Source organism: Paraburkholderia sp. BR14312 (assembly GCF_040948675.1).
GTDB classification, from domain to species: domain Bacteria; phylum Pseudomonadota; class Gammaproteobacteria; order Burkholderiales; family Burkholderiaceae; genus Paraburkholderia; species Paraburkholderia nodosa_A.
In genome coordinates this window covers 45,670-58,097 of record NZ_JBFPKI010000016.1, presented here as the reverse complement: position 1 = coordinate 58,097, position 12,428 = coordinate 45,670, and the positions used below count along the sequence as shown (strand labels likewise).

Sequence of the window (12,428 nt, the reverse complement as noted above, 5' to 3'; positions counted from 1 at the left end):
CGCGCTGGACATTCGCGAAGGTCAGGCGATCAGGTCAGCGGCACAAGATTGCTCGTGGGCGCTTGCCCCGCCTGCAGAGGGGCGGTCGCGGCGCGCGCGCATCGGCTCTCCCCAACGATCAAACTCCCCTTGGCGCGCCAGCGGGAATTCGGCCGGCGCAGCTGCATCCCACTCGGGGTTGTGGATCTCCCCAAAAACCTGACGCAGTCGCTGGGCCCACGTGTCACGAATCATCCGAAAATAGCTGTTCTTCTCATCAATGCTGACAAAGTGAGTGACACAAAGCGAATCCGCTTCATAGACAAGCAGATCCAGCGGCAGTCCTACGGAAATGTTTGACTTCAGCGTCGAGTCCATCGAGATCAACGCGCACTTGCTAGCCTCTGCCAGCGGCAGGCCTGGATGCATCACCCTGTCAATGATGGGTTTGCCATATCTGGCTTCACCGATCTGGAAGTAGCAGTTCTCAGGTGTGGCCTCGATAAAATTGCCGGCTGCGTACACGTTGAACAGCCGCACGGGCTCTCCGCGGATCTGACCGCCAAAAATAATGCTCACGTTAAAGTCGATTCCCGCCTCACGCAGCGCCGGCGCGTCGCGCATATACACCTGACGCACGGCGTCGCCCACGATTGTGGCCGCGTCGAACATGTCGCGAGCCGCCCACAGGGAGCGCGTCCCTTCCCCTCCATGGTCCAGAACCTGTCGCACGGACTGGCTGATCGAGAGGTTGCCCGCTGTGAGCAGCACCATCATGCGATCGCCCGGCTCTTCGAACACGATCATCTTGCGTGCAGTTGCAATGGCGTCGACACCGGCATTGGTGCGCGTGTCGGACAGGAATACCAGACCGGTATCGAGTCGGGCGGCTATACAGTAGGTCATCGTTATCTCGTCCGATGTTTGCTCGGTCAGGCTGCATTTAGCAGTGGCACCAGGAAGTCCCGGCTGATCCCGTTACCCAGATCGCCGATGCTCTGCAGGAAGGTCGTGAGCCAGACGTGCAGACCGACAGCAAACAGTTCGTCAATTCGCGCATATTTCAGGTCCGCCTGGAGCTTGCCAGCCAGACGCTCAGTCTGTTCGGAATGCTGGTTTCCGACCTTGCCGAGGATGGACACGACCTCGCTCAGGCTTGCGACCAGCGAACGCGGCATGTCAGGGCGAAGAATGAGCAACTCGGCCACACTTTGAGGCGACACCATGCTGCGGTAAATCTTGCGAAAAACCTCGAAGCCGGATACGGAGCGCAGTACGGCCGCCCAGTAGTAAAAGTCGTTGTGGCTGCGATTGAAGTCTCCTTCGTCCGTCTCGACCAGGCGAGACTTTACATCCAGGATACGCGCCGTATTGTCAGCACGCTCAACGAAAGTCCCCAGTCGCATGAAATAGAAGGATTCATCCCTGAGCATGGTTCCGAGTTGCACCCCACGCATCAGGTGCGAACGAAACTTGACCCATTCGAAGAACTTCGATGGTTCGTCCCGCAGCATACCGCTGGCGATCAGACGTTGGGTCTCGAGCCAGGTCGTGTTGACGGTTTCCCACACCTCAGTGGTCAGTGAGCCGCGTACCGCACGTGCGTTCTCACGCGCAGCGCTGAATGCGCTAAGTATCGACGATGGATTGCCGAGGTCACAAACCATGAAATCGATCACGTCTCCGGCGGCGAATGACGCGTGCTTGCAGCCGAACGCAATCGTCAATTCGCAAATGTCCAGCATTGCACGCCACCCCTGTTGGGCTTCCGCCACCGATTGTGGCAACAGGGACGTCTGGTAGTTGACGTCAAGCATGCGCGCGGTGTTTTCCGCGCGCTCGGTATAGCGTGCCATCCAGAACAGATGGTCTGCGGTACGGCTCAGCATGGTGATCTCCTTCAGTTCTGCGCGCAAGGCGCTGGAGCGATTTCGGCTGGCGAGAGCTGGTATGGGTCAGCTCAGCGTGTCCCCGGTGCACAGATGGTCCTCCAGTACCCAGGTGTCCTTCGTCCCGCCGCCCTGCGATGAGTTGACCACAAGCGACCCTTCGCGCAGCGCCACGCGTGTGAGACCTCCCGGAACCATTCGCACCTCCTTGCCTGACAGCACAAAGGGACGCAGGTCGATGTGGCGCGGGGCGATGCCTGCTTCCACATACGTAGGGCAGGTCGACAGGGCAAGCGTAGGCTGGGCGATGTACTGGCTGGGTCGCGACCGCACGACCTCGCGAAAAGTCTCAATCTCCGCTCGCGTCGATGCCGGCCCGACCAGCATCCCGTAGCCCCCTGCACCGTGGGTCTCCTTCACCACCAGGTGCTCCATGTTGTCGAGGACGTACTGCAGGTCATCAGGACGTCGACACAAGTAGGTCGGCACGTTCGAAAGGATCGGTTCCTCGCCGAGATAGAAGCGGATCATGTCGGGCACATACGGATAGATCGACTTGTCGTCGGCCACGCCCGTGCCGATCGCGTTGCAGATGTTGACATTGCCGGCCCGGTAGGCCGACAGCAGCCCCGCTGCTCCGAGTGTGGAGTCCGGACGAAACGCCAGCGGATCGAGGTAATCGTCATCAACACGTCGGTAGATCACGTCCACACGCTGCGGCCCTTGTGTGGTGCGCATGTAGACATAGGCATCTTCGACGAACAGGTCACTGCCTTCAACCAGTTCCACACCCATCTGTTGCGCGAGGAACGCGTGCTCGAAATAGGCGGAGTTGTACATGCCCGGCGTGAGCACCACAACTGTGGGATCGACCGCAGACTGGGGCGACATGCCGCGCAGCGTTTCGAGTAGCACATCCGGATAGTGTGCAACGGGTGCAACACGGTTGCGCGCGAACAACTCGGGAAACAGGCGCATCATCATCTTGCGGTTTTCCAGCATATATGACACGCCGGAAGGCACACGCAGGTTGTCTTCGAGTACATAGAACTCGCCCGCGCCCGCGCGCACCACGTCGATACCGGCGATATGCGCGTATACATCACCTGGTACGTCTATGCCCCGCATTTCGGGGCGATACTGGGCATTGTTGACGATCTGTTCGGCAGGAATGACGCCGGCGCGAACGATGTCCTGGTCGTGGTATACATCGTGGACAAACCGGTTGAGCGCTGTCACGCGCTGGCGCAGACCACGCTCGAGCGTGGCCCATTCCCTTGTAGGAAAAATGCGTGGTATGACGTCGAACGGAATAGTGCGTTCCGTGCCAGTATTTGACTCATCGTTTTCGCCGTACACGGCGAATGTGATGCCGACGCGGCGAAACATGAGGTCTGCTTCGGCGCGCTTGTTGTTCATCGCGCTTTCGGGCTGCCGTGCGAGCCAGTCCGCAAACTGCCAGTAGTGGCTGCGCACATCGCCAACTGTTACTCGCCCTGCCTCGATCAGCGGGTGGATGCCCCAAGCCTCCTGCTCGAGCATTTCATCGAAGAACTTCGCCGTCACGTTGCTCATTCCTTTAGGAATCTGCCGCAGGAACTGCTGCATCGTTAATGTCGAGAGGCACACGCCTCTGCGAGAACCGCACGCAAAGCGAAAGCAGGCCTCGCCCCACTGCTTCATCATCCTCCGCCCAAGCGCCAGGACACGGACTTCTACGTGCGACAACCTGCAGACCATCCAGGGCGTTGTCCCACGGTTAATCCAACGCGATTATCAGCAACGCGGACCACGTTGAGGAGCCTGAAGCGCTTCATTTGACAAGATCTGACAATTCGCGTTGTCCACCGACACCTGAGCGGGCGGCGGCCTTGACGCCAATTCGAGGCGCATTTCCAGCGAAACAAGTGCCTGAAGCAGCGATGCGGCTCGGATAGGCGGTTTGCCCATAGGCGGCAAACGCGTCGCGGTGGTCGATGATCCACGGCTGATCATTGACCTGAACAAAACCAGGATCCGCAGCTGGAGCAGGTGCGCGCCATCCTTGATGGCATAGAGGCTCTGGCGTTTGTACCTGCGGGGGAGTCGCGTGCCCGTTGCGGCAGATTGAATCGATGCTCAACCGGGTCCGCTGCAGGCTGCGCCAAGCGCACTGAAAGGGGCCTCGTATTGAGCTGTCTGCGCCGCTTCAGTGGCTTCAGTCGCGCGCACGTCACGAGACTCGCGCCGAGGTGGCTGGACGGCATGCGTTTGTTGTATCTTTGGCACGCCGTCGAATGCCTTTGCCCGGCGCTACAGGGACGCTGATCTTGATGTGCTGGGCGAGGCCGAGCGCGAGGATGGCCGCCTCTTTGAGCCTGCTACCGTGGCCGCGCTCAGGCGCGTGTACCGCGACTATCGCGATGAGCGCCCCGTAAATCTGCACCGCCTGTCACGTTCGCACCTCTATAACCTGCGCCGCTCGGCTGAGTACGGGGCTCGGCACAACGCGAACCGATCCGAAAAGGCTCGACTATTGCCATGCGTCGAGCATCCGCGCCGGAGGCGTCAGGCAGTGACGGGCGGCCAGCGTCGAATTCGTCGCGCGCGAGCACATGCCACCTGTGCTGGGCGCGATGCTGACGCTCCTCCCACTCCGGATTCTCGGCTTTCAATCGGACAGTGGCGTTGAGTATGCGAATTTTGCCTCAACCGACGCGGTCCATCGTGACGATTTCCCTTACTGCTTTGGCAGATAATCCCGCGGATCAACGGCTCGGCCATCCTTCCGAATTTCAAATCTGAGGGAACCCTCTCCGTCTGCACCTGCGCCCATTTCCGAGATGACCTGCCCAGCGTTCACAACTGCACCCTCGCTGATAAGTAATCGGCGGTTGTTTCCATAGGCCGTCAGGAGATGAGCGTTGTGTTTGATGATAACCAGAAGGCCATAAGCCTTGATGCCCTCGCCCGCGTAGACAACACGCCCGCTTTGCGCTGCCTTGACAGGCTCGCCGGCAGTGCCACCGATGTCAATGCCCTTCGAACGCCCGCCCGCAAACGGCGTTATGATTGGCCCGCGCGCCGGCCATTGGAACCCGACTCCGTCGTGGACGGCCAAACCGCGCGTGGAAGCATCGTCGCCCGTAACCGAAGTTTCCGCAACAGGAGCTACACGCAGAACCTGTCCGGCCAGGACCGTGTCCGAGGGCAATATATGATTCCATCGTGCCACCGACGCGACATCTCTTCCGAACGAGGTTGCGATGCCCGTCAGCGTGTCGCCCGGGTTAACGCGGTAATAACCCCCTCGCACCGACTGCGTTCCGGATGCAAATGCAGTTGCATTGTCTGTACAGGATGGCGACCTTGCCGTTGAAAAGGACGCGCACCCGACGAGCGCATTCGCGACGACGCAAGCCATAAAAATCTGCCACGCAGATTTCTGGCGCAAGTACGACATTTTCATAGGAATCTCGAAGGGAAGGCTGTGTCGATGGCCCGCTTACCGATGCCTCTCGCTGCAGATCAGATCAGGGCGATCCACCCGCGTGCAAATAGTGACCGCCGTGAAACACTCAAGCTGTCCAGCGCAAGCAAAACTGAAGTTGGTCAACATTCGCCCTTCTTCGCATGTCCGGGAGGGCAATGGTAAAATCGATGCTCACGGTCAGGGTCCCGCTCGACATAGCGTTCGTGCTCTTCCCATTCACGCCGCTCCCAATAGCGATGACCGTCCCAGTAGCGGTCGCCCTGCCAGCCTTGTCTCACGACCACCGTTGCTGGTGTGACAACGACTGGCGCCGGCGTGCCGATATGGACGTCCAGATTGACCGCGTGCGCCCCGCCCGAAAAGCTGGTCGCGGCGCTCATGAACGCGCACGCGCTCAGGAAACGGTTCAATGCAAAGCGCGAGGTCCTGCCCATATGGCTTTTCATATAAGGTGGCTCCTGATGTTTAGCGAACGGACCATCCGACGGTTAACCCGCACGATAGCGCGACCGGCTAGCAACGTGGATTGCCGATCAGTACATCTGACAAGATTTGACAGTTGGGATCTCGCGCCTTATATGGGAACGACCGAACTTGCGGCGAGGCGGACGCCCCGTGTCAGGAGTCGTCGTAGCCAGCGGAGCGCACCCCACCCGACGATCTCGCGCCCCGACCGAATTCCAGCGTCAGTATGATCCGGTCCTCACGGGTACGATTTTCTGGGAGTGCCTGCGCTCACCGGCGAATCCGCCGGGAACTGCTCCGGGGTAGTCACACCTTTCCCGCAAAAAGCGCTAGGTCCATGCTGCTCTATTTCACAGCCACGATCATTGTTCAGACGATGCGCTGAGACAGCAGGCACACGCATTCAAGCTTCTTTTCCACCGCTCTCGCCGACCACGGTCAAGACAGAGCGTCAATGCCGTTGCCATGTTCGCGTGCGGCTCAGGCGGCAGCTGCGACTTGCCAGGACAGCCGGGCCCTTCCCCGGCGACGCGTGGAGCGGACAGTGATCAAAGCCGGAACGCCAAGCGCGTTATCTGGCCCACCCAGACCATTATCTCGTCGCGGCTGAAGAGGTGTATCGTGGTAGCGGCTACTGCTTGCTGCACTCGTTGTCAACTGCGAGAAGCTTGCCTCGTACCGACAATGCATGCGCGCCGGGGGGGCACTTGGGACAGAACAAATGCGGGTGCCCCCTTTCACCGAACGGCAAACAGAACGCGGATGGCAGAGTGCGTCAGATGAGTGCTACACAAGGTTTCGACTCGAGTCGCAGCCTCCAGATCCTTTGGGAAGATGCAGAGCGCGTGTTCTGTCGGGTTCGGCCGCCAGGCAGCAGTGATAGCGTGCTGATTGCGAGGACCGCCAGCGACCACCCAGCGCTCCCCTGCCTCGAGCGCCTCACGCACGAATTCGCGCTGAAGGACCAACTACACGGCACGTGGGCAGTCGTGCCAAGGGAGTTGGTGTGTGCGGACGGCCGGACCGTACTCGTGTTCGAAGATCCAGGTGGCGAGCTGCTCGAGTGGCAGATTGGCACTCCGATGGAGGTGGAAAGCGTCCTGCGCCTCGCCGTGGGCATTGCGGCAGCATTAGGCAAGCTCCACCAGTGCGGCATGGTCCACAGGGATCTCAAGCCGGCGCATATCCTCGTGAACTGCGTGGATGGCCAGGTGCGGCTCACCGGCTTCGGCATCGCCTCACGGCTGCCGCGTGAGCGTCAACCCGCCGAGCCGCCGGATACGATCGCTGGCACGCTGGCTTACATGTCGCCCGAGCAGACGGGGCGGATGAATCGGACAATCGATTCACGCAGCGACCTCTATGCGTTCGGTGTCGTGCTGTATCAGATGATGACCGGCGTGCTGCCATTCATTGCCGCCGCCCCCATGGAGTGGGTGCACTGCCATGTCGCCCGAAAACCGATACCGCCCAACACGCGGGTAGCGACGGTCCCGCCTGCGCTATCGGAACTCGTCATGAAACTGCTTGCCAAGACACCTGAGGAACGCTACCAGACTGCGGCTGGCGTCGAGTGGGACCTGCGTCACTGTCTTGCCGAATGGCAGCGTCAGCACCGCATCGATGACTTCCTTCCAGGTGAGCACGACACGCCCGATCGCCTGCTTGTTCCCGAGAAGCTCTACGGAAGGGAGCAGGAGGTCGGGACGCTGGTCGCTGCATTCGACCGAGTTGTCAGGAACGGCACGCCAGAACTGGTCCTGGTTTCAGGCTATTCCGGTATTGGCAAGTCCGCCGTCGTCAATGAATTGCACAAGGTGCTGGTTCCATCCCGAGGACTCTTTGCTTCAGGCAAGTTTGACCAGCACAGACGCGATATACCTTACGCAACGCTGGTGCAGTCGTTTCAGTGCCTGGTCCGGCCGCTTCTCGGCATGTGTGAGGCAGAACTCGCGATCTGGCGCGACGCATTGATGGAGGCACTGGCGCCGAACGCACGGCTCATGACCGACTTGATCCCGGAGCTCAAACACATCATCGGCGATCAGCCGGCTGTTCCGGCGCTCGAGCCGAATCAGGCACAACGCCGCTTCCAGCTAGTTTTCAGGCGCTTGATGGGGGTATTTGCCCGACGCGAACATCCGCTTGCGCTGTTTCTCGATGATCTGCAGTGGCTCGACACCGCGACGCTTGACCTGCTGGAGGATCTTCTTACCCGCCCGGATCTGCGACACGTGGTGCTGGTCGGCGCCTATCGTCACAACGAGGTCGATGACATCCATCCGTTAATGCGCAAGCTTCAGGCGATCAGGAAAACGGGTGTCAGGATCGATGAAATCGCGCTCGCGCCGCTCGATCGCGAAAACGTAAATCAACTGATTGCGGACGCCCTCCACGACCAACCGCAACGTGCCTTACCGCTCGCACAGCTTGTGCATGAAAAGACTGGCGGCAATCCCTTCTTCGTCGTCCAGTTCCTTCATGCGCTCGCAGACGAAAGCTTGCTCACGTTCGATCACAAGACGGTTCGCTGGACGTGGGATCTTCGTCGCATTCAGAGCAAAGGTTATACCGACAATGTGGCGGACCTGATGATCGCGAAGCTCGCCCGCCTGCCCGCCGACACGCAGCGGGCGCTGCAACAGCTCGCCTGCCTTGGTAACTCGGCAGAGATTGGGATGCTGTCGAAGGTATTGCGGCGCCCGAAGCAGCAGGTCCGCGCTATGTTACGGTCCGCAATCCGTCTGGAACTGGTCCAGGACACGGGAGGAGCGTACAGATTCGCGCACGATCGGGTACAGGAAGCCGCCTATTCGCTGATCGCGGAAAGCTCTCGCGTTGAGGCTCATCTTCGTATCGGGCGCACGCTTGCAGCGCGGACCCCTGCCGCACAACGAGCCGAGGCGATCTTCGAGATCGTCAATCAACTCAACCGTGGCGCTGCATTGGTGACCTCACGGGAGGAACGGGTGCAACTGGCCAGTTTCAATCTTATCGCCGGCCAGCGCGCGAAGGCGGCGACCGCCTATCAATCGGCACTTACCTACCTTACCGCCGGGGCGGAACTCATCAAGCACGAAGGCTGGGAGTACGAGCGTGAATTGTTCTTCGAGCTCGAGTTGAACCGGGCCGAGTGCGAATTCCTGACGGGTAGACTATCCGCGGCAGAAGAGCGGTTGAACGTGCTCTCGCGTCACGCTGCGAGCATGCCCGAACGCGCGAGTGTGACATGCCTGCATGTCGATCTGCACACGACACTCGATCAGGCGAGCCGCGCCGTTGCAGTCACACTCGACTATTTCCAACATCTGGACCTTGACTGGTCGCCGCATCCTGCAGCGGAAACGGCGCGGGAGGAATACGAGCGCATCTGGGCCCGGCTTGGAAGCCGCGCGATCGACACGCTCATCGACCTGCCGCTCATGACCGATATGGAATCGCTCGCGACGATGGATGTCCTGACGAAGGTTATGCCCGCGGCGTTAGCCACCGATGGCAACCTGTGGTCCCTGGTCGTCTCGAAAGCCGTCAATCTCAGCCTCGAACGCGGCAATTGCGACGCTTCCGCGTCCGCCTATGTCCGGCTCGGCATGATGGCCGGCGCGCGCTTCAGCCACTACGAGATTGCATTTCAATTCGGCCAACTCGGTTACGCTCTTGTCGAGCGGCGCGGGCTGATGCGGTTCCGCGCGAGGACCCATATGCATTTCGGCAATGTCATTTTGCCCATGGCCAGACATCTGCGGGAAGGCCGGGAACTCATGCGCCGCGCGCGCGATGCAGCAACAGATACCGGTGACCTTGTCTGCGAAGCCTACTGCTATACGCATATGACGACCAATCTTCTCAGCGGTGGAGATCCGCTTGCAGACGTGCAACGCGAGGCCGAGTCCAGCCTCATGTTCGCCAAAAAATCGCATTTCGGATTCGCCATCGACGTCAGCGCGACTCAGCTTGCACTGGTGCGAACGCTGCGCGGTCTGACGCCCGCATTCGGCTCATTTAACGATGGAGCGTTCGATGAGATGCATATCGAGCGCCACTTCCTCGAAAACCCGGACCTGGTAATTGCCCATTGCTGGTACTGGATTCGCAAAATGCAGGCGCGCTTCTTTTCGGGAGACTATGCGGCGGCCGCAGACGCATCGTTGAGAGCACAGGGCCTTTTGTGGGCATCGGCGTCCTATCTGGAGGAAACGGAATATCACTTTTTTAGCGCTTTGTCGTTAGCCGCGTGCGACGATCCAGTTTCGAGACGTGAGCGCCAGAAGGTCATAGACACTGTCGGCGCTCACCACAGGTATCTGCAACTTCGAGCCCACGCCTGCCCGGAAAACTTCGAGAATCGCGCCACACTGGTCGGCGCCGAGATAGCCCGTCTCGAGGGTCGCGAGATCGACGCGATGCGTCTCTATGACGAAGCTATCCGTTCGACACGCACAAACGCCTTCGTTAACACCGAGGCGCTTGCCAACGAACTCGCGGGCCGATTCTATATGGCGCGTGGATTCGAGAAGATTGCCCGCGTGTATCTGCATGACGCACGACAAGGCTATCGCCGTTGGGGCGCCTACGGAAAGGCACGGCAACTGGAGGAGATATACCCGTATCTCAGCGGTGAGGAGATCGCGACCAGGTCAACGGATACGATCGGAGCGCCGGTCGAACACCTGGACCTCGTTACCGTGATCAAGGTGTCGCAGGCGATCTCAGGTGAAATCGTGCTTGACAGGTTGATCGAGACCGTCATGCGCACGGCAATTGAACAGGCGGGCGCCGAGCGAGGCTTGCTGATTCTTCCGGACGGCGGCGAACAACGGATCGCAGCAGAAGCCACGACGGGTGCAGACAGGCCGAACGTACGATTGCGCGAAGTGCCAGTGAACTCAGCGTTGCTGCCCGAGTCGGTGCTCTATCATGTGCTGCGCACGGGGGAAGCCGTCATCCTCGATGATGCTGCGGGCGTACCGGCATATGCTATGGACCCTTATATCTGTCACCACCGGACCCGTTCCATTCTCTGCCTGCCATTGATGAATCAGGCCAAGCTCATTGGCGCACTCTACCTCGAAAACAATCTGACTGCCCGCGCGTTTGTGCCCGCCCGGATGGCCGTGCTCCAGCTGCTTGCTTCACAGGCGGCGACCTCACTCGAAAACACCCGTCTCTACCGCGATCTGGCAAAACGCGAAGCGAGGATTCGACGGCTCGTTGACGCAAACATCATAGGCATCATTGTGTGGAACGCCGATGGCGACATTCTCGAGGCCAATGACGCATTTCTGCAGATTGTGGGATACGAGCGTGAGGATCTTGTCTCAGGTCGCGTACGCTGGCGAGATCTAACGCCCCCGGAATGGCGCGAAAGCACCGAACGGGCGCTGGTACAGATGGCGCAGACCGGGCGGGTGCAGGCCGCCGAGAAGGAATACATCAGAAAGGACGGCACTCGCGTGCCCGTTGTCGTCGGTCGGGCTGCTTTCGACGCGAGCGGAGAGGACGGCGTCGCCTTCGTGGTCGATCTGAGCGAGCGCAAGGAAGCTGAGCGCCGCCTGTGCGAGTCCTACGAAACACTTAGGGAACTGACTTCCCGTCGTGAGACGGCCCGCGAGGAGGAGCGCAAACACATCGCGCGGGAAATGCATGACGAGCTCGGACAACATCTCACAGCGCTTCGGCTGAGGGCGTCGCTACTGCGCATGCATCTTGGCAAGGACAACCCGCAATTGGTCGACCAGTCGGAGGCAATGATAACGCTCGTGGACGAAACCATGCAGGTGGTTCGCGGCGTCATCGCGTCACTGCGCCCTGCAGCGCTGGACGCGGGCATCGTGGCGGCGCTGGAGTGGCTCACTGCCGGCTTCAATCGTAGCAACCGCACGGTGTGCCGGCTGAACGTACATGATGAGAATATCGTTGTGAGCGAGCAGCGCGCGATCGTGCTGTTTCGCATAGCTCAGGAGGCGTTGACCAATGTCGCCCGTCATGCAGAAGCCACGCAGGCAATCATCACGCTGAAGCAAATGCACGGTGCCTGCGTGCTCGAAATTCGCGACGACGGACTGGGGTTCGATCCACTGCCCACCAGAAAAAGGTCGTTCGGGCTGGCTGGAATGGAAGAGCGCGTTCAAATGCTGGGTGGTCACATTGAAATCGCCAGTTCGCCGGGAAGGGGCACTGTGATCAAGGTAACCCTTCCTGATGAACAGCCCGTATGAAACAAGTTTCGGGCAAACGCCAGATGCGTAGTTTCAGCTGATATCGCAGGCGAATGCACGGTGCGGATCTCCGGATCGTTACCGCGACGCACGGACGTCAACCAGAGAATCCGCGCGGCGCTTGAGTTCGTCAGCAACCCAGGTTCCGTTGTCGCAAGGTACTTCACGTAGCGAGGAGGAGCGTCCTGGATGTCGTGCTACCGGAATCCGGAACGATCGTCTGATCGAGGCTGCTCAATCAGTAACCGATCCTCATGCATTCTTTTTATCCCTGAGCGATCTCGAGGCCGATGGGACATGTGGGTCCAGGCTTTGAGGCTGTCGAATCCGCGAGGCAGCGCCTGCGGAATTGCCGTGGCGCCGGAGGAGAAGGCGCCGCCCCGATCAAAAGGGCGATTATTGCGC

Annotated in this window: 6 protein-coding genes; 1 reads left to right on the top strand and 5 read right to left on the bottom strand. The window is 60.0% G+C overall.

What is annotated here, in order from left to right; all coding sequences use genetic code 11:
• Positions 1–21: 21 nt before the first annotated feature.
• The 5 genes from AB3X98_RS35505 to AB3X98_RS35485 all read right to left on the bottom strand — a co-directional run bounded on the left by AB3X98_RS35505 (position 22) and on the right by AB3X98_RS35485 (position 5,720).
• Positions 22–885, bottom strand: a complete 864-nt coding sequence (locus tag AB3X98_RS35505) for a peptidase (RefSeq protein WP_368604621.1) — start codon at positions 883–885, stop codon at positions 22–24.
• 26 nt (positions 886–911) lie between these two features.
• Positions 912–1,868 (bottom strand): alpha-E domain-containing protein, encoded by a 957-nt coding sequence (locus AB3X98_RS35500; protein ID WP_368604622.1) that lies wholly within the window; start codon positions 1,866–1,868, stop codon positions 912–914.
• Positions 1,869–1,934: 66 nt separating this feature from the next.
• Entirely contained in the window at positions 1,935–3,410 is a 1,476-nt protein-coding gene (locus AB3X98_RS35495) for a circularly permuted type 2 ATP-grasp protein (protein WP_368604643.1), read from the bottom strand.
• A 1,177-nt stretch (positions 3,411–4,587) separates the two neighbouring features.
• Positions 4,588–5,316 carry a peptidoglycan DD-metalloendopeptidase family protein gene (locus AB3X98_RS35490; RefSeq protein ID WP_368604623.1) on the bottom strand — a complete coding sequence of 243 codons (729 nt, stop codon included), beginning with the start codon at positions 5,314–5,316 and terminating at the stop codon, positions 4,588–4,590.
• A 143-nt stretch (positions 5,317–5,459) separates the two neighbouring features.
• Positions 5,460–5,720 carry a hypothetical protein gene (locus tag AB3X98_RS35485; protein ID WP_368604644.1) on the bottom strand — a complete coding sequence of 87 codons (261 nt, stop codon included), beginning with the start codon at positions 5,718–5,720 and terminating at the stop codon, positions 5,460–5,462.
• Between the two features lie 864 nt (positions 5,721–6,584).
• Here AB3X98_RS35485 and AB3X98_RS35480 point away from each other — a divergent pair.
• Positions 6,585–12,023 carry an AAA family ATPase gene (locus tag AB3X98_RS35480; RefSeq protein WP_368604624.1) on the top strand — a complete coding sequence of 1,813 codons (5,439 nt, stop codon included), beginning with the start codon at positions 6,585–6,587 and terminating at the stop codon, positions 12,021–12,023.
• Positions 12,024–12,428 lie beyond the last annotated feature (405 nt).